Annotated in this window: 22 protein-coding genes; 7 read left to right on the top strand and 15 right to left on the bottom strand. The window is 73.0% G+C overall.

What is annotated here, in order from left to right; all coding sequences use genetic code 11:
- The 5 genes from lysX to AC2H4J_RS08970 all read right to left on the bottom strand — a co-directional run bounded on the left by lysX (position 1) and on the right by AC2H4J_RS08970 (position 6,168).
- Positions 1-3,390, bottom strand: a complete 3,390-nt coding sequence (gene lysX, locus AC2H4J_RS08990) for a bifunctional lysylphosphatidylglycerol synthetase/lysine--tRNA ligase LysX (protein ID WP_487464525.1) — start codon at positions 3,388-3,390, stop codon at positions 1-3.
- A gap of 87 nt (positions 3,391-3,477) precedes the next feature.
- On the bottom strand, positions 3,478-4,197 hold the full coding sequence (locus AC2H4J_RS08985; RefSeq protein WP_487464524.1) for a DUF998 domain-containing protein: 720 nt from the start codon (positions 4,195-4,197) through the stop codon (positions 3,478-3,480).
- A gap of 115 nt (positions 4,198-4,312) precedes the next feature.
- On the bottom strand, positions 4,313-4,684 hold the full coding sequence (locus AC2H4J_RS08980; RefSeq protein ID WP_487464523.1) for a hypothetical protein: 372 nt from the start codon (positions 4,682-4,684) through the stop codon (positions 4,313-4,315).
- Positions 4,685-4,750: 66 nt separating this feature from the next.
- A complete protein-coding gene (locus tag AC2H4J_RS08975; protein ID WP_487464522.1) occupies positions 4,751-5,131 on the bottom strand; it encodes a VOC family protein in 381 nt (126 codons plus the stop codon).
- 38 nt (positions 5,132-5,169) lie between these two features.
- Positions 5,170-6,168 carry a sigma-70 family RNA polymerase sigma factor gene (locus tag AC2H4J_RS08970; protein ID WP_487464521.1) on the bottom strand — a complete coding sequence of 333 codons (999 nt, stop codon included), beginning with the start codon at positions 6,166-6,168 and terminating at the stop codon, positions 5,170-5,172.
- 193 nt (positions 6,169-6,361) lie between these two features.
- Here AC2H4J_RS08970 and AC2H4J_RS08965 point away from each other — a divergent pair, with 193 nt between their 5' ends.
- From AC2H4J_RS08965 to AC2H4J_RS08955, 3 genes are read left to right on the top strand one after another with little or no spacing between them, the layout of a single operon-like run.
- Entirely contained in the window at positions 6,362-7,672 is a 1,311-nt protein-coding gene (locus AC2H4J_RS08965; protein WP_487464520.1) for a sensor histidine kinase, read from the top strand.
- On the top strand, positions 7,663-8,307 hold the full coding sequence (locus tag AC2H4J_RS08960; RefSeq protein WP_487464519.1) for a response regulator: 645 nt from the start codon (positions 7,663-7,665) through the stop codon (positions 8,305-8,307). Before AC2H4J_RS08965 ends, AC2H4J_RS08960 begins: the two co-directional genes overlap by 10 nt.
- A gap of 48 nt (positions 8,308-8,355) precedes the next feature.
- Positions 8,356-9,603, top strand: a complete 1,248-nt coding sequence (locus AC2H4J_RS08955) for a GNAT family N-acetyltransferase (protein ID WP_487464518.1) — start codon at positions 8,356-8,358, stop codon at positions 9,601-9,603.
- Between the two features lie 96 nt (positions 9,604-9,699).
- Here AC2H4J_RS08955 and AC2H4J_RS08950 read toward each other — a convergent pair whose 3' ends face one another.
- Both AC2H4J_RS08950 and AC2H4J_RS08945 read right to left on the bottom strand, forming a co-directional pair.
- On the bottom strand, positions 9,700-11,067 hold the full coding sequence (locus AC2H4J_RS08950; RefSeq protein WP_487464517.1) for an NPCBM/NEW2 domain-containing protein: 1,368 nt from the start codon (positions 11,065-11,067) through the stop codon (positions 9,700-9,702).
- 360 nt (positions 11,068-11,427) lie between these two features.
- Positions 11,428-11,910 carry a ribose-5-phosphate isomerase gene (locus AC2H4J_RS08945; protein ID WP_487464516.1) on the bottom strand — a complete coding sequence of 161 codons (483 nt, stop codon included), beginning with the start codon at positions 11,908-11,910 and terminating at the stop codon, positions 11,428-11,430.
- 26 nt (positions 11,911-11,936) lie between these two features.
- Here AC2H4J_RS08945 and AC2H4J_RS08940 point away from each other — a divergent pair, with 26 nt between their 5' ends.
- Positions 11,937-12,596 carry a DUF429 domain-containing protein gene (locus tag AC2H4J_RS08940; RefSeq protein ID WP_487464515.1) on the top strand — a complete coding sequence of 220 codons (660 nt, stop codon included), beginning with the start codon at positions 11,937-11,939 and terminating at the stop codon, positions 12,594-12,596.
- Here AC2H4J_RS08940 and AC2H4J_RS08935 read toward each other — a convergent pair.
- The 3 genes from AC2H4J_RS08935 to AC2H4J_RS08925 form a co-directional block, all read right to left on the bottom strand.
- Entirely contained in the window at positions 12,593-13,147 is a 555-nt protein-coding gene (locus AC2H4J_RS08935) for a dihydrofolate reductase family protein (RefSeq protein WP_487464514.1), read from the bottom strand. The two genes, AC2H4J_RS08940 and AC2H4J_RS08935, sit on opposite strands and share 4 nt — an antisense overlap.
- A 10-nt stretch (positions 13,148-13,157) precedes the next feature.
- The gene (locus AC2H4J_RS08930; RefSeq protein ID WP_487464513.1) at positions 13,158-13,919 is read right to left on the bottom strand and encodes an SDR family oxidoreductase; all 762 of its coding nucleotides are present in this window, start codon (positions 13,917-13,919) and stop codon (positions 13,158-13,160) included.
- Positions 13,920-14,002: 83 nt separating this feature from the next.
- Positions 14,003-14,668, bottom strand: coding sequence for a mycothiol-dependent nitroreductase Rv2466c family protein (locus AC2H4J_RS08925; protein ID WP_487464512.1), 666 nt, complete (start codon positions 14,666-14,668; stop codon positions 14,003-14,005).
- Between the two features lie 140 nt (positions 14,669-14,808).
- Between AC2H4J_RS08925 and pepN the strand changes: the two genes are divergently transcribed.
- Entirely contained in the window at positions 14,809-17,361 is a 2,553-nt protein-coding gene (gene pepN / locus AC2H4J_RS08920; protein ID WP_487464511.1) for an aminopeptidase N, read from the top strand.
- Between the two features lie 113 nt (positions 17,362-17,474).
- On the opposite strand, the gene AC2H4J_RS08915 is transcribed toward pepN, so the two are convergent.
- The 3 genes from AC2H4J_RS08915 to AC2H4J_RS08905 are packed head-to-tail and all read right to left on the bottom strand — an operon-like array spanning position 17,475 to position 19,695.
- The gene (locus tag AC2H4J_RS08915) at positions 17,475-17,936 is read right to left on the bottom strand and encodes a DUF5130 family protein (RefSeq protein ID WP_487464510.1); all 462 of its coding nucleotides are present in this window, start codon (positions 17,934-17,936) and stop codon (positions 17,475-17,477) included.
- A 46-nt stretch (positions 17,937-17,982) separates the two neighbouring features.
- Positions 17,983-18,237 carry an aa3-type cytochrome oxidase subunit CtaJ gene (gene ctaJ / locus AC2H4J_RS08910; protein ID WP_487464509.1) on the bottom strand — a complete coding sequence of 85 codons (255 nt, stop codon included), beginning with the start codon at positions 18,235-18,237 and terminating at the stop codon, positions 17,983-17,985.
- Positions 18,238-18,267: 30 nt separating this feature from the next.
- Complete coding sequence (locus tag AC2H4J_RS08905; RefSeq protein ID WP_487464508.1) at positions 18,268-19,695, bottom strand: amidase; 1,428 nt, start codon at positions 19,693-19,695, stop codon at positions 18,268-18,270.
- 41 nt (positions 19,696-19,736) lie between these two features.
- On the opposite strand from AC2H4J_RS08905, the gene kynU reads away from it, so the two are divergent.
- Positions 19,737-21,002 (top strand): kynureninase, encoded by a 1,266-nt coding sequence (kynU, locus tag AC2H4J_RS08900; RefSeq protein ID WP_487464507.1) that lies wholly within the window; start codon positions 19,737-19,739, stop codon positions 21,000-21,002.
- Between the two features lie 10 nt (positions 21,003-21,012).
- Here kynU and AC2H4J_RS08895 read toward each other — a convergent pair whose 3' ends face one another.
- Positions 21,013-21,870: an SCO6745 family protein gene (locus AC2H4J_RS08895; RefSeq protein ID WP_487464506.1), complete on the bottom strand. Its 858-nt coding sequence runs from the start codon at positions 21,868-21,870 to the stop codon at positions 21,013-21,015.
- A complete protein-coding gene (locus tag AC2H4J_RS08890) occupies positions 21,867-22,394 on the bottom strand; it encodes an HNH endonuclease (protein WP_487464505.1) in 528 nt (175 codons plus the stop codon). The genes AC2H4J_RS08895 and AC2H4J_RS08890 overlap by 4 nt, the downstream gene beginning before the upstream one ends.
- Positions 22,395-22,607: 213 nt before the next feature.
- On the opposite strand from AC2H4J_RS08890, the gene AC2H4J_RS08885 reads away from it, so the two are divergent.
- Positions 22,608-24,680: a prolyl oligopeptidase family serine peptidase gene (locus AC2H4J_RS08885; protein WP_487464504.1), complete on the top strand. Its 2,073-nt coding sequence runs from the start codon at positions 22,608-22,610 to the stop codon at positions 24,678-24,680.
- Positions 24,681-24,715 lie beyond the last annotated feature (35 nt).

Genomic DNA, 24,715 nt, shown 5'->3' with positions numbered 1-24,715 from the left:
TCAGCTCGAGCGCTCGGGCCGCACGAACGGGAACGCCAGCGTGGAGCGGATCCCGCCGCCGGTCAGGAGCATGACCAGCCGGTCGACCCCCATGCCCATCCCGCCGGTCGGCGGCATCGCGTAGCCCAGGGCCGCGAGGAAGTCCTCGTCCAGCTGCATGGCGTCGGCGTCCCCGGCCGCGGCGCGCAACGACTGCTCGGTGAGCCGGCGGCGCTGCTCGACCGGATCGACGAGCTCGGAGTAGGCGGTGCCCAGCTCGGCGCCGAAGGCGACGAGGTCCCACCGCTCGGCCAGCCGCGGATCGGTGCGGTGCGCGCGCGTCAGCGGCGAGGTCTCCACCGGGAAGTCGGTGTAGAAGGCCGGTGTCGAGGTCGCCGGCTCGACCAGATCCTCGTACAGCGCGACGACGGCCTCCCCGGCGGTAGCCCGGAGCGGCACGTGCACACCATGGGTACGGCACACCGCCAGGACGTCGTCCCGTGACGTGTCCGGGGTGAGCGAGGCGCCGGTCGCGCGGCTGACCGCCTCGTGCACGGTCACCACGGGCCACGGACCACGGAGGTCGACGACGGCGGTCGACCCGTCGGGCTGCAGCCGGTGCGCGACCGGGGCGCCGTGCACGGCGACCGCGGCGGCCAGCACCAGATCCCGGGTGAGCTCCCGCATGACCCCGTAGTCGGCGAACGCCTGGTAGACCTCGAGCGCGGTGAACTCGGGATTGTGCGTGGCGTCGGCGCCCTCGTTGCGGAAGTTCCGGCCCAGCTCGAACACCCGCTGCATGCCGCCGACGGCGAGGCGCTTCAGGTAGAGCTCGGGTGCGATCCGGAGGTACAGCGGCAGGCCGTACGCGTTGATCGTGGTGACGAACGGCCGCGCCTGCGCGCCACCGTGCACCGCCTGCAGCACCGGGGTCTCGACCTCGTCGAAGCCGCGGCTCGCGAGCACCTCCCGCAGTGCGCGGACAGCCCGGCTGCGCGCCCGGACGACGTCCATCGCCGACGGGTTCATCAGGAGGTCCAGGTGCCGCTTGCGCATCCGCGCCTCGGGGTCGGTGAACCGCGCCCGTCGTCCGGGCAGCGGCTCGATGCACTTGGCCGCCATCACCCACGAGTCCGCGAGGACCGTCAGTTCGCCGGTGTCCGAGGTGATCAGCTCACCCGTGACGCTCACCTGGTCACCGAGTTCGACGGTCTGCTGCCACAACCGCAGCGGGTCGCGGCCCAGCGACTGCCGGGTCATCAGCACCTGGATGTGGGCGCCGGCGTCCTGCAGGTCGGCGAACACCAGCCCGCCGAAGTCGCGCAGCGCGCGAATCCGGCCGCTGACCGACTGCCGGTCGCCGGTGTGGGCACCGGCAGGCAGGCCGGCGTGCTGCTGGACCAGGACCGCGACGTCGCAGGTGCGGGGAACGGTGACCGGATACGGATCCATGCCCGCCGCGCGCAGGACGGCCAGCTTGCCGATGCGGACCTCCTGCTGCGGGGTGAGCCGTCGCGGCGGCACCAGCAGCAGCGGGGGCATCCGGTTGAGCTCGGCGACCGCCTCGACCAGCGGCACGTCGCTGCGGCCGCGCCAGACCACGGTGTCCGCACCGTGTGGCGGGGGCGCCGTCCTGGGTGCGGGCAGGAAACCCTCGGCCATCATCGAGGCGACCGCGACCCGCGGAAGGGCGAACGCCGAGTCGTAGCAGACGAACCGTGGTTCCCAGCGCGGCTGGTAGCGGGCCGTCGCGGTGTAGAGGGTCTGCAGCTGCCAGAGCCGGGAGGCGAAGGTGAGGGCCGCGTTGCCGGTGCGTACGAGCGGCCCGGGCGCCACGCGCTCGGCGGACTCGAAGATCCCGCGCAGCACGGCGAAGTTCAGCGAGACCCGCGCGACGCCGAGGTCGGGGCACGCCTGGACGAGGGCAGCGATCATCGCCTCGGTGACGCCGTTCTCGGCGTCGTCGTCGCGGCGCATGAGGTCGAGGGACAGGCCGTTGGGGCCCCACGGCACGTAGGACTGGGCGCCGCGCAGCCGGCCGTCCGGGTCGGAGGCGAGGACTGCGATGCACTGCTCGTCGGTCGGGTCACCGAGCCGGTTGAGCGCCATGGAGAAGCCGCGGTCGGGCTCGTTGCCGCGCCACTCCTCGGCCCGGCGCGCGATCTCGGCCAGCTCATCCGCGGTGAGATCGCCATGGCGGCCGATCCGGATCGTGTAGCCCGCCCGGTGGATCCGCTCGGCAGCCCGGCGGATCGGCCGCAGCTGCGTCGAGCTCAGGCTGAACGTGCGGACGTCGACGACCGCCTCGTCGCCCAGCGGTATGGCGCGCAGGCCGGCCGCGACATAGGCGCGGGCGCCCTCCTCCCCCGTGCCGAGCACCGCGGGGTACCAGCCGTACTCGCGGGCCTCGGTGAGCCAGTTGCTGATCGCCGGGGCCCATGCCTCGGGTGGCCCGATCGGATCCCCCGAGGCGAGGCTCACCGACGCGACCACCCGGTGCGCCACGGCGGCCGTGCGGTCGGGCCCGAAGACGACGGACTTGTCGCGCCGGGTGGCGAAGTAGCCGAGCGAGTCGCGCGCGCCGGACTCGCGCAGGAGCCTGCGGACGTCGAGCTCGTCCTGGGCGCTGATGAACAGCTTGTTGCGGGCCGCGCGCAGGAACACCATCGTCGCGGCCACGAGCGCGATCGCCGACAGCAGCCCGGCGACGGCGGCGATCCAGTGCGGCCCGCGGTGGACCACGCCCACCGCGTCGGTCCGGCCCCGGTCGACACCGACGACCGTGCGCAGGCTCCACAGCACGCGCTCCGCCGGCGTCTCCAACGTGTCGTGGAAGAACCACGTGAGGACCGTGGCCACCACCGCCGAGACCGTGGCACCGCCGATCAGGATCAGCCCGGCAGCGCGGCCCGAGGCGGGGTACAGGCGGGCGGGGAAGGCAGGGCGCAGCGCGATGAGCAGCGGGATGAGGACGACGGCGGCGGCGACGCTGATGATCAGGTCGGAGCGTTCACCGACGGAGAAGTGGCCGAGCAGCGAGCCGGCGCCGGTCGTGACCGTCACCCCGATCAGTGCTGCCCCGTCGAGGATGGACAGCACCTGGAAGACGACCAGGAGCCACAGCGCGAAACGCAGCCGGCGCCGGATCGCGTTCGCCAGGAGCACGAGCAGCGCGACGCTGAACAGGCTGGGGCCGACGGGCAGGTTCATCAGCCCGAACAGGTCCTCGCCGAACTGCCGCCACTCGCCCCGGAAGACCACGGAGAGCACCGACCAGAAAGCACCGAGGGAGACGACGGTGCCGATGACGCGGGCAGCCGGCTCCCGCCAGCTCCCTGCGACGCGGGAACGCCGTCCGTCGTCCCCGGACCGTGCCGGCTCGCGCATGTCGGTGCCCGGCCGTGTCGCCATGTGTTCCCCTGACTTCCCGGCGTCGCTGGTCGGCCGGCCTGCCATTGTCATCGGCGGCGGCCCACTCCGGCACGAACCGGGGCGCGGTCAGTCTCCCGGCACGCGCCGCTGCGCGAAGGCGAGCACGGTCAGCCAGGCAGACGTCGCGAGCACGACGAGCCGCTGGACCAGCCCGACCCCGGGCAGGTACCAGATCGACATCACGGTCAGGACGCCGCTGCCGAGAAGGAGCACGGCGAAGGCTGCGCTGCTCGCGCGAGCGGCAGTCCGCCAGCCGGGCCGGTGGCGCAGGTGCCGGCCCAGCAGCCACAGGCCGGCAAGCAGCGCGATCGTGCCGGCGACGTCGAACCAGGTGTGCGCCTGGTAGGGCCAGCTGTCCGGGCCGTCGAGCGCGGCACGGAAGCAGACGGCGCTGGCCGACGGGGCGCAGTCCATCGGGATCAGCGCGTCGACGGCACCGGCGACCCCGAAGACGGCCAGCGCTCCGCAGCCCGCAAGACCGAGCCGGCCGCGCGGGATGCGCAGGTAGAGGCCGACGGCAAACAGTGCGGCGGCCACCCCGGAGAGCAGGGATGACGAGCGGAAGAACTCGCTGAACGGCTGCCCGGGCACCTCGAGCTCGCTGATCATGCTGTTGAACGGGTCGAGCCGGCTGGGACTCAGGGCGCGGAAGAGGAACGCGCAGTTCGTGACGGCGGCGACCAGTCCGGTCACCAGGACGACGGCGCCGGGAATCGGGGACGGGGCGCGGGTCGACGGAACCGGGCTCACGGACGTCGGCGCTTGCGCGCGGGCCTCCGTGGTCATGCGCTCCGGATTTCCCACTCCCGAGGCGCACCGAAACCCGTCGCGCCCCGATCGAGCGCTCTCCCCTGCCGCATGACCCCAGGGTGCTCCCGCTTCCTGGGAGCAGCCGTGTGCGTCAGCTCGGCGGCCGCTCCGGCGCACGGCCGAGGGTCGTCCGCACACGTGCTGCGGCCGTCGCCAGGGAGCTGCGCCAGGTCGGGCGGCCCAGCCGGGACTCCACCCGGTCCAGGCGCTCCGCCAACTCGGTCACGGTCGCGGTCGGTTCCACCGGACGCTGCGCCAGCTCCGCGAGACCCTCGCTCAGCCCGGCGACCAGGGCCGCGACGTCGGCGGGCCGCAGGCGAACGGTGCCGACGCAGAGGTCGTCCCGCCAGACGCTCAGATTCACCACGTCCTCGCGCGGATGCGGCGAGACCCGAACAGCGCGCTCGTGACCGCGCGCGTCCCAGGCCCAGTGGGCGCGCGACGGGAACGGCAGCACCGACATCTGCCCAGGCTGGGCTCACGACGTGGCCGCGTCAACATCTTCCGGAACGACGTGGATCCACCCCGCTCAGTCCTGCTGGATCACCGAGAAGACGTTGCCCGCCGGGTCCGTGAACCAGGCGATCAGCGGCCCGCCGGCCCGCATGATGCCCTTGGCGTCGGTCGGCGGGTTCTCGTACTGCTCGAACGTGACCCCGCGACCGGCCAGCTCGTCCACCGCCGCCTCGACGTCGGGCACCGGGAAGTTGAGCACCGTGAACGTGGCCGGGGTGTGATCCGGCTTCGCGTAGACGAGCACCTCTGCGCCGCCGCCCAGGTGCAGCCGCAGCAGGCCACCCATCTCGGGCACCTCCGCCACGCGGAGGCCGAGCGTCTCCTCGTAGAACTGCCGGGCCCTGTCCAGGTCGTCGACGGAGAATCCGCTGAATGCCGGGCTGTCGGTGAGCACGTCGTCCCCTCTCGTCTGTTCCTTACGGAGTAGGACCGCTACGGGCGCCCGGAGTCATCGGGGTCGACCGGCAGACCCAGCCGGCGGAACAGCTCGTTGTCCAGGTTCAGAAAGCTGGAGATGTGCGTGACCCGTCCGTCCGCCGTCTCGAGGACGTGCAGCGCCCACGGCTCGAAGCCGCCGCCGTCCCTGCGCCGCCACTGCGCCACCGCCGGGCTGCCGTTGGCCTGCGTGGCCATGACCCGCGACCCCCGGCAGGCCGCTCCCGGTCCGAGCATCCAGGTGGCGATGTCGCCCGATCCGCGCAGCCACATCTCGAAGGGCGGCATGTGCTGGGTCGCGTCCTCGTGGAGGAGCCGGACGATCGCGTCGATGTCGTACCGCTCGAACGCGTCGACGTAGCGGGCCAGCAGCTCCCGGTCGTCGTCGTCCAGGGCACGTGGCTCCGGCACCCCGCCGGTGGCTGCCAGCGTCGCGCGGGCCCGCTGCAGCGCGCTGTTCACCGACGCGACCGTGGTGTCGAGGAGCTCCGCCACCTCGTCGGCCTTCCAGCGCAGCACCTCGCGCAGGATCAGGACGGCGCGCTGCCGCGGCGGCAGGTGCTGCAGCGCCGCGACGAACGCCAGCCGGATCGACTCCTTCGCGACGATCCGCTCCGCCGGGTCGGCGTCCTCCGGGATCACCTGACGATCGAGCACCGGCTCCACCCACGCCGTCCCGGGGCGCCGCTGGGCGAGCGAGTGCTCGACGGGCGGGTACGGCGATCCGGACAGGTCCATCGGCAGCGCCCGGCGCTGCCGGCCGGACAGCTGGTCGAGGCAGACGTTGGTGGCGATCCGGTACAGCCAGGAGCGCAGCGCCGAGCGGCCCTCGAAGTCCGACAGCCCGCGCCAGGCGCGCACCATCGTCTCCTGCACCGCGTCGTCGGCGTCGAACGACGACCCGAGCATCCGGTAGCAGTAACCGGTCAGCTCACGGCGGTGTTCGAGCAGTCGCGGGTCGAGCTGATCCGCTGGGCCGATGGCCACGCTGGTCACGGTGGACCACTCCTCGTCGTCGGGGAGGACCAGCACACCACAGGACGCCGACAGTTCGGCAGCCCCGATTCGTCGCAGGCATGCGCGATCATGCGATCGAGATGAACGAGCACCGACAGTCGGGCCAGCCCGACCCCCGATCGACCAGCCAGCGGGATGGGCTGCCCCGCCCTGCGCGACCAGGCTCGACGTCATGACCGCAGAGACCCTCGTGCTCCCCACCACGGCGCCGTCCGCCCCCCTCCGCCGCACGCGCGGCTGGTTCCGCCAGCTCGGCGTCGACACCGGCTACGTGCTGGTCGGCTTCCCGCTCGCCGTGACCGCCTTCGTCGTGGTCGTCACCGGCCTGAGCCTGGGCGCCGGGCTGCTGATCGTCTGGGTGGGCGTCGCCGTGCTGCCGGCCACCCTGCTCGCGGCTCGCGCGTTCGCCACGGCCGAGCGGGCCTGGCTGCCCGCCGTCCTCGACCGTCCGCTCCCCCGGCCGGCGTACCTGCCGGCCGGGGGGCGCCCCGTCCGGCGCCTCACCACGCCACTGCGCGACCCGCAGGCCTGGCTGGACGCGCTGCACGCCGTCCTCCGGCTCCCCGTCGCGATCTTCTCCTTCACCGTCACGGTGACCTTCTGGTCCGTGGCCCTCGGCGGGCTGACCTACGGCGCCTGGGACTGGACGCTGCCCGACCCGTCCACCAACCCCAACAACGAGGACCTGCTGGAGGTCGTCGGCCTGGAGAGCACCGCGGGTCGCCGGATCCTCCTCTACACCGTCATCGGCGTCGTGTTCGCCGTCCTGCTGCCGCTCGTCGTCCGCGGCGTCGCGCTGCTGCAGGCCCAGCTCGGCCGGGCGCTGCTGACGTCCAGAGCCGCCACCCAGGCCGAGCTCGGCCGGCTGACGGAAGGGCGCAACGCCGCCGTGGCCGCAGAGGCAGTGGCGCTGCGCCGGCTGGAGCGCGACATCCACGACGGCCCGCAGCAGCAGCTGGTCCGCCTGAACATGGACCTCGCCCGCGCTCAGCGGCAGCTCGAGCGCGACCCCTCGGCCGCTCGCACGACCCTCGGCGATGCGGCCGGGCTGGCCCGCGAGACGCTCGAGGACCTGCGGGCGCTCTCCCGCGGCATCGCCCCACCGGTGCTGGCCGACCGCGGACTGGCCGCCGCACTCGCGGCCATTGCCGCCCGCTCCCCCGTCCCGGTCGACCTGGCCGTCGACCTGCCCACCGAACGGCTGGCGCCGGTCACCGAGAACACCGCCTACTTCGTGGTCAGCGAGGCGCTGGCCAACGTCGCCAAGCACAGCGACGCGACGACCAGCCGGGTCGAGGTGCGATGCGCGGACGGCAGACTGCGGGTCGTGGTCGAGGACGACGGCACGGGCGGCGCGCTGCTCGCCCCGGGACACGGCCTCGCAGGACTGACCGACCGCCTCACCGCGGTGGACGGCGTCCTGACCGTCGACAGCCCGCGCGGCGGACCGACCCGGCTCACCGCGGAGCTCCCGTGCGGGTAGTTCTGGCCGACGACTCGGTGCTGCTCCGCGAGGGGCTGGTCCGGCTGCTCGAGGAGGCCGGCACCGAGGTCGTCGCGGCGGTCGGTGACGGCCCGTCCCTGGTGCGGGCCGTCACCGAGCACCGCCCGGACGTCGCCGTCGTCGACGTCCGCATGCCTCCGACGCACACCGACGAGGGGCTGCGCGCCGCGGTCGAGGCGCGGCAGTCGGTGCCCGGGACGGCCGTGCTGGTGCTCTCGCAGTACGTGGAGGTCGCCTACGCCGACGAGCTGCTCGCCGACGGCGCGGGCGGCGTCGGCTATTTGCTGAAGGACCGGGTGGCCGACGTCGACTCGTTCCTCGCCGCGCTGGAGGACGTCGTCGCCGGCGGCACGGTGCTCGACCCGCAGGTGGTTGCCCAGCTGTTCGCCCGTCGCCGCGCCGACGACCCGGTGCGCCGGCTCACTGCCCGCGAGCGGGAGGTGCTCGGGCTGATCGCCGAAGGCCACTCCAACACCGCGATCGCCCGCGCGCTGGTGGTCACCCCGGGCGCGGTCGAGAAACACACCCAGCACATCTTCGCCAAGCTCGGGCTGACCCAGGACGACGACCAGCACCGGCGGGTGATGGCGACGCTGGCCTACCTGCGCAGCTGAGCCGAACTCGGTGGCCGGACGTCGGACCCGCCCGGTAGACATCCCTGTGTGGCCGACGACCTGCTCTCCCGCCTCCGCCCGGCAACCCCCGAGGAATGGGGGCCGTTCCGCGCCGCGATGTCCGGGGCGTTCGGCGAGACGCCGACAGAGCCGTTCCTGACCACCCCGCCGCCGGTCGCCGAGCTGGACCGCTCGCTGGGGTTGTTCGAGGACGGCCAGGTGCTGGCCACCTCCGGCATCTACAGCCGCACCCTCACGGTCCCCGGCGGTGCGGTGCCGTGCGCGGCGGTCACCTGGGTCACGGTGGCGCCCACCGTCCGCCGCCGCGGCGTCCTCACCGAGATGATGCGGCGGCAGCTCACCGGGCTGCACGAGGAGGAGCGCGAGCCGGTCGCCGCGCTGTGGGCGTCGGAGTTCCCGATCTACGGGCGCTTCGGGTACGCGCCAGCCGCCGTCCGCGGCGGCCTGACCGGCCGTTCGGAGCGGCTCCGGCTCCGACCGGACCTCGACCTCGGCACCGGGACCGTCCGCCCGGTCGACCGGGAGACCTACCAGCCGGCGGCCACCGCCCTGCACGACGCCGTCCGCCGGTTCGTCCCGGGCAACCTGGACCGGGACGAGCGGTGGTGGGACCGCCGGCTGCTCGACCTTGCCGACCACCGCCACGGCGCGACCGCGCTCCGGTTCCTCCTGCACGAGGAGTCCGACGGCACCGTCACCGGCTACGCCGCCTTCCGGGTGAAGGGCACCTGGGACGACGACACCGGCGAGCCCGACGGCGTGCTCCAGGTCGAGGAGGTGCGGGCCAGCAGCACCCCGGCGTACGCGTCGCTGTGGAAGGTGCTGCTGTCGGTCGACCTGATCCGCACGGTGAAGGTGCCGCTGGCCTCGCCCGACGACCCGCTGCGCCAGATGGTCACCGACGGCCGCGCGCTGGCCGTCCGGCCGGTCGACTCGCTGTGGGTCCGCCTGGTCGACGTCGGCCGGGCGCTGTCGGCGCGCAGGTATCCGGCCCCGATCGACTTCGTCTTCGAGGTGCGCGACCCGTTCTGCGAATGGAACACCGGGCGCTGGCACCTGTGGGGTCACCCGGCCGGTGCGTTCTGCGACCGCACCGACCGCGATCCCGACATCGTGCTGGGCATCGAGGAGCTGTCCGCGATCTACCTCGGCGGCGTCTCCCTGGCGAGCCTCCGGGCGGCCGGCCGGGTCACGGAGGTGAGTCCCGGTGCGGTCACCCAGGCGTCCACGGCGTTCGGCTGGCCGGTCACGGCGTGGTGCCCGGACGAGTTCTGATGACGATGACCGCAGAGAGGCCGCGCGTTCTGAGTGACCGGAGCGCGAATCTCCTGGCGGACGCGCGGAGGTCGCGCCGATTCATTGGCGTGGCACTCAGTCGAGAGAACTGCACGTCACCCGAGCGTCTCCCCATACCGCAGTGGACGTGACAGGTGCCGTCAGCGTTGTGATCAACTGCAACCGTTGAACGCTGCTGACGTCGACCGACTTCGCCTCGGCACTTCCGAATGAGATATCGGATGATGCGAGGAGTTGCCCGTCCCCGAACACCTCAAATCGTTCTTGACCATTGGACGGGGAGCTGTCGGTCAAGCCGGCCGTGTACTGCAGGACGCTGCAGTGGCCCTGCAAGTCGTACTCGAAATCCGCCCGTCCCGCGGCCTCCGCGTAGTTGGTGGCCCAGATACTGCGCGGGAACGAGTTGCCGCCCACGAGGGCCAACCCGCCATTCGGTGGCCCGTCAGCCGGGTTCACCGTGGCTCGGTCGACCAAGTAGTAGTCGTGCGGGGAGGAGCAGACCAGGGCGGTCGACGCAGACTGACTGCGCTGACCCCGATCGTCGTAGATCCAGAACTCCACATCGGACTGGGTCTGTGATGCGTTTCCGCAGTTCTGGTTGAACGGATACTCGATGCTGCCAGGGGACACTCGGCCATAACTCGGGCTCGAGAAAGTGTGCTCTTCATGGGCCCAACCGGACCCATTGATGCTCTCGAACGCGAAGCCGACGGCGTCACCATCTGCGTCCGCGTACGTGACGGTGGCGTAGACCATCACACCCTCCGTGTGCGTCCTGACGCTGACGATCTGCGGAGTGTCGTCGGAGCGGCCCCCCGGGTTCGGCACCTCTGTACCGCCCTGGCCGGGGCCGCTTGGTGCGTCCTGATCCGGGGCGCCCTTGCTCGGATCGCCCGAGGGCGGGGTGCCCGAGGGTCGGGTGCCCGAGGGTGGGGTGGCCGAGGGTGGGGTGCCCTCATGACCCGGACTGCCTGACGGAGGACAATTCGGCACGAACCGATAATCGTCCGGCGAGCCGAAGGGATCGATGCCCGGACACAGGACATCTCCAGCGTCCGGGCCCGACGGCGGGTTGGACAACAGCAGACCGAGCGCACCGTGCACAGCCTCCTTGAAGGTGGGACTCACCGCCTCGCAGTCACTGAGGCCGAGAAGGGCCGCCAGGAGTTCCAGCTGCTGGTCCTGGGACAGGTTCTCGATGCGGTCGCCGTACACCGCTTGAATCGCTTGATTCACGTCCTGCCCATGGGTGACCAATTGGTAGATCTTCGCCCCGTTGCGTGTGGCGACGTCGGCATTGACGGATGTGAATGCATCTGTCGTCCGAGCGAGGCCGCACTTCATAATCGCGCCGAGAGAGGGATCGGCTGACGAGGACGTCGATGCAGTATCAGTCGCTGTGCTGCGACAACCCGGCAGCGCGGCGACCAGGAGGGCCGCCATCAGTACTGCGCAACCGAACCGATGAGTCAACGGGCACCTCCCGCTTGCCTGACCAGTCATTGGCCTGCGGATGAGCAGCCAGAAGGAGTTGAGGCTGCCAGGTGGAGCTCCGAATCCTCGGAGCCGGCGAGGCGGCAGACGGTAGTCCCCGTCCCAGCGTCAGGGAAGGCTCGCGACGCCGACAGCGGCAGGTCCATGTCACCTGTCCGCTGGGCCCTCACGGTCAGTGGGTCGTGCGCTCGACGCTTGTGTTCCCTGCTGGCGATCAGTCAGCCGATGCTCACCCGATGGATCGCACGGCGTCCCCCGGGTCGGGCCTCGGACGGGAACGGTCACAGGCCCAGGATTGCGGAGACGGATCTAGCTCCTGGTGGGCAGCCCGCCGGCGGGGCGGTGCCGGTCGCGCTCGTAGTCCCTGATCAGACCGATCCGGCGGACGTGCCGCTCGTCGCCGCTGAAGTCGGTCCGCAGGAAGAGCAGCACGAGCTCGGTCGCCTCCTCGACGGAATGCTGCCGGGCGCCGATCGACACCACGTTCGCGTCGTTGTGCTGGCGGGCGAGCTCCGCGGTGTCCCGGTTCCACACCAGGGCGGCGCGGACGCCGGGCACCTTGTTGGCCGCCATCTGCTCGCCGTTGCCCGAGCCGCCGATCACGACGCCGAGGCTGCCCGGCTCGGCCACGGTCCGCTCCCCCACCGCGAAGCAGAACGGCGGGTAGTCGTCCTGCGCGTCGTACTCGAAGGCGCCGCAGTCGACCGGCTCGTGGCCGGCCTCCTCCAGCGCCCGCTTCAGGTGGTCCTTGAACTCCAGGCCGGCGTGATCGGTCCCGACGAAGACGCGCATGACAACGAGTCTGTCAGGCTGCCCGCGTGGCGGTGCTCGGGGTCGACGGCTGGCGCGGGCGCTGGGTCGGCGCGCTCCTCGACGGCCGCCGGGTCACGCTGCTCGACCTGCCGGACGTCGCCGCCGTCCTCGCCGTCCCCGGTGCCGACGTCGTCGCCGTCGACATGCCGATCGGGCTGTCCGAGGACGGCGTCCGCACCTGCGACGTCGAGGCCCGACGCCGGCTCGGCCGCGCCGCGAGCTCTGTCTTCCCCGCTCCCCTGCGCCCGGTGCTCGCCGCGGCCGACTACCTCGACGCGTGCCGGATCTCGGTGGCGGCGTCGGGCAAGGCGCTGTCGAAGCAGGCGTGGAACCTCGTCCCGGCCATCCGATCGATCGACGATGCCCTCGGCCACCCACCCGCCGACCACGTCGTGGAGGTGCACCCGGAGCTGGCATTCCGGGCGCTCGACGCGCGGGTCCGCGATCCCAAGGCCAGCGCGCGCGGGCTGGCCCAGCGGATGGCCGCGCTGGCACCGGTCATGGAGGTCGACCTGCTGGAGGCACCACCGATCATCCCGGCCGTCGACGCGCTGGACGCCTGCGCAGCGGCCTGGTCGGCGCACCGCATCGCGACGGGCAGGGCGGAGTGCCTCGGGGACGGCGCACGCGACCGCCGCGGGCGCCCCATGCGGATCTGCTTCTAGGAGCCGGCGCGCTCGTACCGCTCGTAGACCACACGCGAACCGAACGTCCGGGTCTCGACCAGGTCCAGCTGGATGGCCTCGGGAACCGGCGGGAAGTACGGCGTCCCGCCACCGACCACGATCGGGTGGCGGAAGATCCGGAAGTCGTCGACGAGGCCGAGCATGATGGCCTGCCCGGCCAGCCCCGCGCCGCCGATCTCGACGTCCTTGTCGGTCCCGTCGAGCACCGCGGCGACCTCCTCGGCCACCGACCCCTCAGCCAGCCGGGCGTTGCCCTCGACGCGATCGAGCGTGCGGCTGAAGACGACCTTCGGCAGAGCGGTCCAGACGTCGGCGAACGCGACCATCAGGTCGCTGCTACGCATGGCGGGGTCGGTCTCCCACGGCAGCATCGCCTCGTAGAGCCTGCGGCCCAGGAGGTAGCCGCCGAGACCGGCGACCCGGTCGAGATGGAAACCGAAGGTCTCGTCGTCCGGGGGCGTCCACGCGAACCCTCGCGCGCGGTCGTTGATGAACCCGTCCGCCGAGACGCTCATCGAGAAGATCAGCATGCCTGTGCCCTCACGAGCCGGTGAGCCGGCGGACGACCGACAGCGGGAGCACGCGGAGGAGGCGGGCGACCGGGGTCCACGGCCAGCCGGGCACGTAGGCCTTCACCGGCTCCCGCTCGACGGCGGCGACCAGCGCGTCGACGCCCTTGTCCAGGTCGACGGTCATCGGGCCCCGCCGCCCGACGTTGATGTCGGTGGCGATGTAGCCGGGCAGGATCGTCGTGACGGTGATGCCGCTGCCCCAGACGTCCGACCGGATGCCCTCGGCCAGCGCGTTGACCGCGGCCTTGCTGGCGCCGTACGCCGTCCGCGTGCCCGGCATGCCCCGCACCGATGCGACGGAGGAGATCAGCACGAGATGGCCCGACCCCTGGGCGTGGAAGACGCCCATCGCCGCCTCGCACTGCGCGTGCGCGCCGAGGACGTTGGTGAGCAGGACGGCGCGGTTGGCCCACGCCCTGCCCGAACCGATCGAAGCGCCCTTGCCGATGCCGGCGTTGACGATGAACCGGTCCAACCCGCCGAGCCGTGCCACGAGCTCCGGGATGACCGTGGCGACCGACTCCGGGTCGTCGACGTCCATCGGCGCGGTCTCCACCCGGATGCCGGGATGGGCATCGAGGAGTTCCTTCTTCAACGCGTCGAGGCGGTCGGTGCGGCGGGCGGCGAGCGCCAGGTCGCGGCCCATGGCGGCGAACCGGCGGGCCATGCCCTCGCCGAGGCCGGAGCTGGCGCCGGTGATCAGGATGCGCTGGCGGCGAGGGTGTGACACCGCGACAGCATGCCGCACCCTCAGGCCCCGCTGCAGGGGCCCGCTGCGAGCTTGCGAGCGGTGGGGGGCAGCGGGGTCCTTTCTCACCGCTGGTTGATCAGCTCCAGGGCGTCGGCGGGCACCGACTCCATGTCGGGGCCCTCGGTGCGGGTGCGCTTGAGCTCCCAGAAGGAGGGCAGGTTGGCCAGCAGGACGGCGCCGTCGAAGGCCTTGCCGGCGTCCTCACCGGTCGGCACCTTGCTGATGACGGGGCCGAAGAACGCGACGCCGTCGATGTGCATGACCGGGGTGCCGACGTCCTCGCCGACCGGGTCCATGCCCGCGTGGTGGCTCTTCTCCAGGGCCTCGTCGTAGTCGGTGGAGGTCGCCGCCTCGGCGAGCTCGGCCGGCAGGCCGACGCGCTCGAGCGCCGGGACGACGATCTGGTCGAGCTCCAGCTTCTCGTGGTGCCGCAGCGTGCCCATCGCGGTGTACAGGTCGCCCAGGACCTCGTCGCCGAACTTCTCGGCCGCGGCGATCAGCACCCGGACCGGGCCGATGGCCTGCTTCATCATCTCGGCGTAGTCCTCGGGCAGGTCCCGCCCGCGGTTCAGGACGGCGAGGGACATGACGTGCCAGTGCAGGTCGAGATCGCGCACCTTGGCGGCCTCGAGCACCCAGCGGCTGGTCAGCCAGGCCCAGGGACACAGCGGGTCGAACCAGAAGTCCACGCGGGCGGTCGTGGGGGCACTCTGCACTGCGTCGGTCAAGGCTCGGTCCTCCGGAGGTCTCGACCCGGTCGATCGCGCCGGGTCTGCTGCTCGTGCCAATCCGGATCGGCTCCGGGTTGTTCCCGAGCCGGGGGGAGCGATCAACGGGAGTGTCGCTACCGCGTGGGAAGCTGTTCCGTGTGTCCGCACCGAATCTGACCCGCATCGACGCCGCCGCACGCGCCGAACTCCTCGCCGTCTCCAGCTATGACCTGCAGCTCGACGTCACCGACGGAGCCGGCCACCCCGGCCAGCACACGTTCCGCTCGATCACCACCGTCGAGTTCACCGCCCGGGAAGCGGGCTCGGACACGTTCATCGACCTCGTCGCCGACACAGTGCACTCGGCCACCCTCAACGGCACCGACATCGACGTCAGCGGCTATACCGAGACGGGCGGGCTGCCGCTGACCGGCCTGGCCGAGACGAACACGCTCGTGATCACCGCCGACTGCCGCTACTCCAACAGCGGAGAGGGGCTGCACCGCTTCGAGGACCCCGAGGACGGGCAGGTCTACCTCTACACGCAGTTCGAGCCGGCCGACGCCAAGCGGATGTTCGCCTGCTTCGACCAGCCCGACCTGAAGGCGACCTTCACCCTGCACGTCGTGGCGCCGTTCGACTGGCAGGTCGTCTCCAACACCGGCGGCCGCACGATCGAGGCCGGCCCGGGCGGATCGCAACTGGCGCACTTCGAGCCGACGAAGCGCATCTCCACCTACCTCGTCGCGCTCATCGCCGGCCCGTACGCAAAGGTCACCGACTCCCACGACGGCATCCCGCTGGGCCTGTACTGCCGCGCCTCGCTGGCGAAGTACCTGGACCCGGATGAGCTGTTCCGCGTCACCAAGCAGGGCTTCGACTTCTACCACCGGGTCTTCGACTACCCGTACCCGTTCGACAAGTACGACCAGCTCTTCGTGCCGGAGTTCAACGCCGGCGCCATGGAGAACGCCGGCGCGGTCACGTTCCTGGAGGACTACGTCTTCCGGTCGAAGGCCACCCGGGCGCGCTACGAGCGCCGGGCCGAGACGGTGCTGCACGAGCTCGGCCACATGTGGTTCGGCGATCTGGTCACCATGCGCTGGTGGGACGACCTGTGGCTCAACGAGTCCTTCGCCACCTACATCAGCACGCTCTGCCAGTCCGAGGCGACGGAGTACACGACCGCCTGGACGACGTTCGCGAACACCGAGAAGGCCTGGGCCTACGCGCAGGACCAGCTGCCGTCGACCCACCCCATCGCCGCCGACATCCCCGACGTCGCGGCGGTCGAGGTCAACTTCGACGGCATCACCTACGCCAAGGGCGCCTCGGTGCTCAAGCAACTGGTGGCCTATGTGGGCCGGGACGAGTTCCTGGCCGGGGTGCGCGACTACTTCAAGAAGCACGAGTTCGGTAACACGACGCTGGCCGACCTGCTCGGCCCGCTGGAGGAGAGCTCCGGCCGCGACCTCACGGAATGGGTCGAGCAGTGGCTGCGCACCAGCCAGGTCAACACCCTGCGCCCGGTGTTCGAGCTGACCGACGACGGCCGGTACGCGAGCTTCGCGATCGAGCAGACCGCCGTCGACGAGCATCCCGTGCTGCGCAACCACCGGCTGGCGGTCGGGCTGTACGACGAGACCGCGGACGGGCTCACCCGCAGCTTCCGGGTCGAGCTGGACGTCGCCGGCGCCAGCACGGAGGTGCCCGAGCTGATCGGCCGGCCGGCGGCCGACCTGGTGCTCGTCAACGACGACGACCTGACCTACGCCAAGCTCCGGCTCGACGAGGGGTCGCTGGCCACGCTGCGGAAGCGGATCGGCGCCCTTCCCGACCCGCTGGCCCGGGCGCTGTGCTGGTCGGCGGCCTGGGACATGACCCGCGACGCGGAGCTGCCCGCCCGCGACTGGGTGCAGCTCGTGCTCGCGGGCGTGGACACCGAGACCGAGATCAGCGTCGTCCAGTCGCTGCTCGCGCGCGTGCAGACGGCCCTGACGTCCTACGCCGACCCGTCCTGGGCGCCCACCGGCTGGACCCTCCTGGCCGACCACGCGCTGACCTCCCTGGAGTCGGCGCCGGCCGGCAGCGACATGCAGCTGCAGTGGTCGCGCACCTTCGCCAGCGCTGCCCGCACCGACGACCACGCCGAGGTGCTGCGCGGCCTGCTCGACGGTTCACGGGTCATCGAGGGCCTGGAGGTGGACGCCGACGCGCGCTGGGCGTTCCTGTCCGGGCTGGTCGCCATCGGCGGCGCAGGCGACGCGGAGATCGACGCCGAGGCGCAGCGGGACGCGACCGCCACCGGCGTGCGGCGCGCCGCCACCGCCCGGGCGCTGCGACCGACGGCCGAGGCGAAGGCGGAGACCTGGGAGCGCGCCTTCCACGACGACAGCCTCCCCAACGCCGTCCACGAGGCGATGCTGCAGGGCTTCTGGCATCCCGCGCAGCGCAAGCTCACCGCCGAGTACGTGGAGCGGTACTTCGCCGAGATCCGGTCGCTGTGGGACCGGCGGCCCGGTGAGATCGCGAAGAACGCCGTCCAGTACCTCTTCCCGCCCGTCGTCGAGCCGCGCACGATCGTGGCCGCCGACGCCTGGCTGGCCGACCAGGAGCAGCCTCCGCCGCTGCGCCGGTTGATCTTCGAGGGCCGGGACGGGATCGCGCGGGCGCTCCGGGCGCGGGAGTGCGACGCCGACTCCGAGCTGTAGGGGGTGGACCGATCGCGGGGGCCGGAGGCTCCCCGATCGGGACACGGGGTTCGGCTCAGCGCCGGTCGGGGACGGCTCCTGGCCGCGGTGCGGTCCGGAGGACCGCAGTGTGCTCAGTACGGGTGGCGCAGGGCCGCGGGATGGCCGGCCTGGTCCGACATCTGCCGCAGCCCGTTGACGATGCCGCCGACCAGGTCACCGGCCGCGAACGACCCGGTCATCGACAGCACCGCCAGCGCGCAGGCGCGGTCGGGCACGCGGCGGGCCGCGGCGGAACCGGTGACGACCTCGACGACGCGCTGCCCCGGGGAGACGGCGATCAGCACGGCGTCGGCGGGGTGCGGGCCCGAGCGCCCGTGCAGCTCCTCGGCGGTGACGCGGGTCTGCCTGCCCAGGTCGCCGATGTAGAGCGTGAACCGCAGGCCGGTCTCCCGGGAGGACATGGTCAACGCCTCGTCCAGCCGGGCCAGCTCGTGGTAGCTGAAGATGTGGTCGGCGGGGTGCGACACGATCGAGTCGGCACGCGGGTCGTGCATGCCGTCGACCGCAGCGTCGTGCTCGATCGTCGTGTTCATGGGGCCTCTCCGGGGGAGCTCAGCAGGGCGGTGGACAGCACGGCCGTCACCAGGTGCCGCGGGCGCCGCCGAGCGGACCCGCCGCGCCGGTGTGGGCGCCCGCCTCGAGAGCGGCGTGCGAGCCGGGCCCCGCCAGGCCGCCCGGGTGCGGCTCGTACCAGATCGGGGCGTGGTCCCACGGCTGGCCGGACTTGTAGCGGGGACGCTTGCGCCCTCCGGGCAGGAAGATCAACGCCGCCATCACGGCGATGATCAGCAGCGGAGCTGCGGCGTAGACGAGGATGGTCTCGGCGACGGTCACGGCCGACAACTTACCGGCACCGCCCTCCGATCAGCCCGTCCAGTCCCACGCGTCGGGGTGGCGGTCCGCCCAGGGCCGCGCCGCCTCGACCTGCGCGGCGAGCGAGACCAGCGTCGGCTCGCCCTCCGGACGGCCCACGAGCATGCTGCCGATCGGCAGTTCCGCCGCGGTCCAGTACAGCGGCACGCTCACCGCGGGCTGCCCCGTGACGTTGAACAGCGCGGTGAACGCGGCGTAGCGCTTCTGCCGCTCGAAGTCCTCCGCGCCGTCGGTGTCGAACCAGTCGAGCGGTCGGGGCGTCATGGTGCAGACCGGCGCGAGCAGCACGTCGAAGCGGGCGGTGGCCTGCAGGAAGTGCCGGGAGAACAGCCGCAGCGCCATCAGCGCCTCCATCGCGTCCTGCGCCGACAGCGCCAGGCCCCGTTCCCGCAGCTCCCGGGTCAGCGGGCGCAGCGCCCCGACCTGCTCCGGCGGCACCGGCAACGTCGTCCCCGACAGTGCCCACACCCGCTCGAAAGCCGGCAGGACGTCGTCGCCGAGCAGACCGGTCGGCACGTCCTCGACCTCGTGACCGAGGTCGAGGAGGAGGCGGGTGGCGTCGTCGAAGGCGGCCTGCACGTCCGGCTCGAGCTCGATGCCCGGCATCGGCGACTCGCTGTAGCGGCCGATGCGCAGCCGGCCGGGCTCCCGGTCCGCCCAGCCGAGGAAGGTCTCCCCGGCCGGCAGCGGTGCCGCCCAGGCCGGGTCGCCGAGCACGGGGCCGGCCATCGCGTCGAGCATCACCGCCGCGTCGCGCACCGTCCGGGCCAGCGGCCCGTTCGTGCCCAGGCCCGTCACGTCTCCGCCGAACGGGGCGTTGCTGACCCGGCCGCGGCTGGGCTTGATCCCGACGATGCCGTTGATGCCGGCCGGGATCCGGATCGAGCCGCCGCCGTCGCTGCCCTGGGCGAACGGCACCATGCCGGCCGCCACCGCGACCGCCGCTCCCCCGCTGGAGCCGCCGGCCAGGCGCGTCGGGTCCCAGGGGCACCGCGCGGGCCCGGCCAGCTCGTTGTCGGTGTAGCAGGGGAAGCCGAATTCCGGGGTGTTGGTCTTGCCGAGGCTGATCGTGCCGGCGGCGGCGAGCTTGGTCACGACGGCGTCGTCCTGGGTGGGCACGAAGTCGGCCATCACCGCCGAGCCGAACGTCGTCCGCACGCCGGCGGTGTTGTTCAGGTCCTTGATGGCCGTCGGGACGCCGAGCAGCGGAGGGATGTCGCCGCCGGCGCGCAGTCGGGCCTCGGCGTCGGCCGCAGCGGCGAGCGCGCGCTCCGGCGTGACCGTGAGGAAGGCGCCGAGACCGGGGTCGAGCGCCTCGATGCGGGCCAGCGCGTGCGCGACGAGCTGGGTCGGGCTGACGTCGCCCGATCGGACGGCGGCGGCCTGCTCGAGGGCGGTCAGGTCGTGCAACTGAGTCACGGAGCGGGACGCTAGACCAGCCGGCCGGTAGACAGGACGCCATGGACCTCACGCGCGACGCCGCGGCAGCGCTGGACGACGTCGACCCGCTGGCCGGGTTCCGGAGCAGGTTCGTCGGCACGGAGGACGACGGGCCCGACCGGCTGCTCTACCTGGACGGCAACTCCCTCGGCCGGCTGCCGCGGGAGACACCGGCCGCGGTGGCGCGCGTCGTGGAGCGGGAGTGGGGCGAGGGGCTGGTCGGCTCGTGGGCGAGCTGGATCGGCGAGGCGGCTCGGCTGGGCGACGCCCTGGCCGCGGGTGTCCTGGGCGCGCAGCCCGGCGAGGTGCTCGTCGGCGATTCGACGACCGTCAACCTCTACAAGCTGGTGGAGGCCGGTGCGCGCGCCCGGCCCGACCGCGACGTGCTCGTGTGCACCGCCGACGACTTCCCGACCGACCGCTACGTCGTGGCGGGCGTGGCCGCGGCGCGGGGCATGACCGTGCGGGAGCTCCCGGCCGACGTCGACGAGGGCCTGGACCTGGAGACGCTGGCCGCGGCCCTGGACGACCGGGTCGCCGTCGTCGTCCTCTCCGCCATCGCCTACCGGTCGGGTGCGCTCGCCGACATGGCGGCGGTGACCCGGCTCGTGCACGACGCGGGTGCCCTCGTGCTCTGGGACCTCTCGCACGCGGCCGGCGCGGTGCCGGTCGGCCTGACCGACGTCGGCGCGGACCTGGCGGTGGGCTGCACGTACAAGTACCTGAACGGCGGTCCCGGCGCCCCCGCCTTCCTCTTCGTCCGGCGCGACCTGCAGGAGCAGCTGCGCTCGCCCATCCAGGGGTGGTTCGGTCAGCGCGACCAGTTCGAGATGGGCCCGGTGTACGAGCCCGCGGCCGGGATCGAGCGGTTCGGCGTGGGGACGCCGCCGGTGATCGGCATGGCCGCCGTCGACGTCGGCGTGCGGCTGATCGCCGAGGCGGGGATCGACCGGTTGGCCGTCAAGGGCCGTGCGCTCTGCGAACTCATGGCGGCGATCGGGGACGCCTGGCTCACCCCGCACGGCGTCACCCTCGCCTCGCCCCGCGACCCGATCCGCCGCGGCTCGCACCTCACGTTCGCCCATCAGCAGGCGTGGCAGCTGACCCAGGCGCTGATCGACCGGCAGGTCGTGCCGGACTTCCGCACCCCCGACCGCGTGCGCCTGGGCCCCGCGCCGCTGTACACGCGCTTCGTCGACATCTGGGACGCGATGCAGCGCTTCCGCGAGGTGCTCGACGAGGGGGCGCAGGAGCGGTACCCGGCCGAACGGGCCCGGGTCACCTAGGACTCGCTGGCTACGGCTCGGGGACGCCGATCGGGTTGCCCACCGGCCACTCGCCTGCGGCGACCACCGCCCGGCGCAGTGGTGTCATGAGGTCGGCCAGCCGGTCGCAGTCCACCGCCCCCAGCGCGCGCCACGGCCCGAGCGCCAGCCGATCGGTGTCGGCCTCCACGGCGGCCACCGTCGCCAGTCCGTCGGCGGTCAGCTCGTCACCGGCCAGCCGGCCCCGCGCGGTGAGCTCGGCGACCGCGCCGTCCCAGGCAGCGTCGTCCCAGCCCCGCGCCTTCTGCAGCCACTCCCGGGTGCTCCGCCCGGCGGCCGCCGCCAGCACGTGCGCCCCGATCCCGTCGATCTCCCGCTGGACGAGCGCGGCGACGTGCCCGTCACCGCGGTGCTCCCGCAACGTCGTGAGCGCCTGCCACAACCGCAGGTGCGCCTCCTCCGGCATCGGCACCCCGCAGTTCGCGGCGGCCAGCGGCCGCCCGGGGAGGTCGACGGCAGCGGCGGCGGCGACCAGGAGGTCCGCGGCCTCGACCACCTCGCGGGAGTCGACCGCCTCGCCGAGCACCCGCCGCAGCGCCCGGTCGACCCCGTCCAGCCGGGCGCCGAGCGCGTCGGACGGCGTGACCGCATCCCAGACCGCGGGTACCCGCCGGGCGACGAATGCGGGGGCGAAGTTGTAGAAGGTCGCCGTCACCACCTCGGGCCCGACCGGGCCGAGCGGGGCGGCGCGCAGCGCGAAGTAGGTCTGCCAGAACCCCCGCAGGCCGACCTTCTCCCCCGCCTCCCCCACCTCGCCGGCGAAGTAGATCACCGCGTGCAGCGGCTCGCCGAGCGCCCACAGCCGGCGAGCCGTGGCCGGCGACGTCAAGCGCTCACGCTCTCGGGCACGCCCAGCCACTCACGCCAGCGCGGATCGACGGTGCGGGTGCCCAGCAGGCGCCACGCGGCGCCGCTGGGCGTGCGTGGCGGGTGCGGCAGCGCCCAGCCCATCTCCGCCAGCGACCGGTCGGCCTTGGTGTGGTTGCACCGCCGGCACGCCGCGACGACGTTGTCCCAGGTGTGCGTGCCACCCCGGCTGCGTGGGACGACGTGGTCGATGCTCGTCGCCGACTGCCCGCAGTAGACGCAGGTCTGCCCGTCGCGCGTGAACACCGCACGGCGCGACAGCGGCACCGACGTCGGGAACGGCACCCGCACGTACCGGGTCAGCCGGACGACGACCGGCACCGGCAGGCTGATGAGCGCGGCGTGGACGACCTCCTCCGCCGAGTCGACCGGCTCGGCCTTCTCGGCCAGCACCAGCACGATGGCGCGGCGGCTGGAGACCACGCACAACGGCTCGTAGGTCGCGTTCAACAGCAGGGTGGCGCTCGTGGTCCCCGGCGAGGGCACGGACAGGAGCGCCGGATGATGGTGTGGGTCGCGACGCGGACCTGGATGACCCGCCGTCGTCGACCCGGACGCTGCTCGCGGCACGGATCACCTCCGGTCGCCCGGGACCGCCGGTGGCTCCGAGACCCGCGGGCAGCCCCATTCTGACCCGAGAATGGCCGAAAGCGGCACTCGGAATCCTGGGAGGGCCCGCGGCGAACTACCGTCGGAGCAATGCGCTACCCCGACGCCGAGCGGCTCGACCTCGTCGAGGACCTGCAGGGACAGCCCGTGGCCGACCCCTACCGCTGGCTCGAGGACACCGCCGATCCCCGCACCCGGGCCTGGACGGAGGAGCAGGACGCCCTCACCGCCGAGGTGCTGGACGGGTTGACGATGCGCGCGGAGTTCGCCGCCCGGCTGGACCAGCTCGTGCACGCCGGGGCGGTCGGCGTGCCGGTCTGGCGGGGCGCGCGGGCGTTCTCCACCCGTCGCGACCCGGGCCAGGAGCACGCGGTGCTCCGCGTGCGCGAGGCCGACGGTTCGCAGCGGGTGCTGGTCGACCCGGTGGCCCTGGACCCCGCGGGAACCACGACCCTCGACGCCTGGTCCGCCTCCTGGGAGGGCGACCGGCTGGCCTACCAGCTCTCCACCGGCGGTGACGAGGAGTCCAGCCTCTACGTGCTCGACGTCGCCACCGGCGAGGTGGTCGACGGGCCGATCGACCGCTGCCGCTACTCCCCCGTCGCCTGGCTGCCCGGCGGCGAGGAGCTGTTCTACGTCCGCCGGCTCGCCCCCGACCAGGTGCCGGCCGGCGAGGAGCAGTTCCACCGCCGGGTCTGGCGGCACCGCGTCGGGGCGCCCGCCGCCGAGGACGCGCTGGTGCACGGCGAGGGCAGCGACCCCACCATGTACTTCGGCGTGCACACCAGCCGCGACGGCCGCTGGCTGGTGGTCTCCGGCTCCGCGGGCACCGCGCCGCGCGACGACGTCTGGATCGCCGACCTCGACGGGGACGGCGCGCTGCGCGAGTTCCAGCTCGGCGTCGACGCGCAGACCGCCGCGTGGGTGGCCCGCGACGGCCGCCTCTGGCTGATGTCCGACCGCGACACTCCCCGCTGGCGGCTGGCGGTCGCTGACCCGGCCGACCCCGCGACGTGGTCGCCGGACGCCTGGCGGGACGTGATCCCCCAGCAGCCGGACGCCGTCCTGTCCGACGTCACGCTCGTCGACGGTCCGGACGGCGGCCTGCAGGTGCTCGCGGTGCACGCGGTCGACGCCACCGACCGGCTGTCGGTGTGGGCCGCCGACGGGTCCGGCCGGCTCGCGGACGTCGAGGGGCTCGTCACCGGGAGCGTCTCCGGCGTCATGTCGTCGCCGGACGGCGGGACGGCGGCCTGGGTGGGCTACACCGACTACGCGACCCCGCCGTCGGTGCTGCGCTGGGACTCCGGCACGCCGACCGCGCTCACCGAGTGGGAGCAAGCGGCCGTCGCGGGCGAGGTGCCGGCGCTGACCGTCGTCGAGACGCACGCGACGTCGAAGGACGGGACCCCGGTGCACCTGTTCGTGCTGTCCGCCTCGGGGCGCCCCGACAGCCCCCGCCCGACCGTCCTCTACGGCTACGGCGGCTTCAACGTCTCCCTCACCCCCGCCTACACCGCGCAGGCCCTAGCCTGGGTGGCCGCGGGCGGCGTCTGGGCGGTCGCCAACCTGCGCGGCGGGTCCGAGCACGGCGAGGAGTGGCACCGGGCCGGTATGCGCGAGCGCAAGCAGAACGTCTTCGACGACTTCGCCGCGGCCGGGGAGCACCTGGTGGCGCAGGGCTGGACGACGCACGAGCAGCTCGGCATCTTCGGCGGCTCCAACGGCGGCCTGCTGGTCGGCGCGAGCCTCACGCAGCGCCCCGACCTGGCGGCGGCCGTCGTCTGCAGCGCCCCGCTGCTGGACATGGTGCGGTACGAGCAGTTCGGCCTCGGCCGCACCTGGAACGACGAGTACGGCACCGCCGAGGACCCGACGGAGCTGGGCTGGCTGCTCGGCTACTCGCCGTACCACGCGGTCCGCGAGGGGACGGCGTACCCGGCGGTGCTCTTCACGACGTTCGAGTCCGACACCCGCGTGGACCCGCTGCACGGCCGCAAGCTGGCCGCGGCGCTGCAGCACGCGACGACGTCCGGCGCTCCGGTCGTGCTGCGCCGCGAGACGTCCGTCGGGCACGGGGCGAGGGCGGTGAGCCGCACCGTCGGCCTGGCCGCTGACCAGCTGGCCTTTCTTGCGGAACACACCCGTCTCGCTCGTCCGTAGGATGCCTGGCCGCGCCTTGCCTGACAGGGGGCCGC

The organism is Blastococcus sp. OS1-29 (assembly GCF_057628075.1).
The sequence above is the reverse complement of the archived record's forward strand: the minus strand, read 5'-3'. Positions and strand labels throughout refer to the sequence as shown.

Excerpts from the sequence above, each read along its gene's own strand:
- AC2H4J_RS08945 (WP_487464516.1), bottom strand. The coding sequence starts at position 11,910 with ATGCGCGTCTTCGTCGGGACCGATCACGCCGGCCTGGAGTTCAAGGAC.
- AC2H4J_RS08935 (WP_487464514.1), bottom strand. The coding sequence starts at position 13,147 with ATGCTGATCTTCTCGATGAGCGTCTCGGCGGACGGGTTCATCAACGAC.
- lysX (WP_487464525.1), bottom strand. The coding sequence starts at position 3,390 with ATGGCGACACGGCCGGGCACCGACATGCGCGAGCCGGCACGGTCCGGG.
- AC2H4J_RS08980 (WP_487464523.1), bottom strand. The coding sequence starts at position 4,684 with ATGTCGGTGCTGCCGTTCCCGTCGCGCGCCCACTGGGCCTGGGACGCG.
- AC2H4J_RS08885 (WP_487464504.1), top strand. The coding sequence starts at position 22,608 with ATGCGCTACCCCGACGCCGAGCGGCTCGACCTCGTCGAGGACCTGCAG.
- kynU (WP_487464507.1), top strand. The coding sequence starts at position 19,737 with ATGGACCTCACGCGCGACGCCGCGGCAGCGCTGGACGACGTCGACCCG.
- AC2H4J_RS08915 (WP_487464510.1), bottom strand. The coding sequence starts at position 17,936 with ATGAACACGACGATCGAGCACGACGCTGCGGTCGACGGCATGCACGAC.
- AC2H4J_RS08965 (WP_487464520.1), top strand. The coding sequence starts at position 6,362 with ATGACCGCAGAGACCCTCGTGCTCCCCACCACGGCGCCGTCCGCCCCC.
- AC2H4J_RS08950 (WP_487464517.1), bottom strand. The coding sequence starts at position 11,067 with ATGGCGGCCCTCCTGGTCGCCGCGCTGCCGGGTTGTCGCAGCACAGCG.
- AC2H4J_RS08985 (WP_487464524.1), bottom strand. The coding sequence starts at position 4,197 with ATGACCACGGAGGCCCGCGCGCAAGCGCCGACGTCCGTGAGCCCGGTT.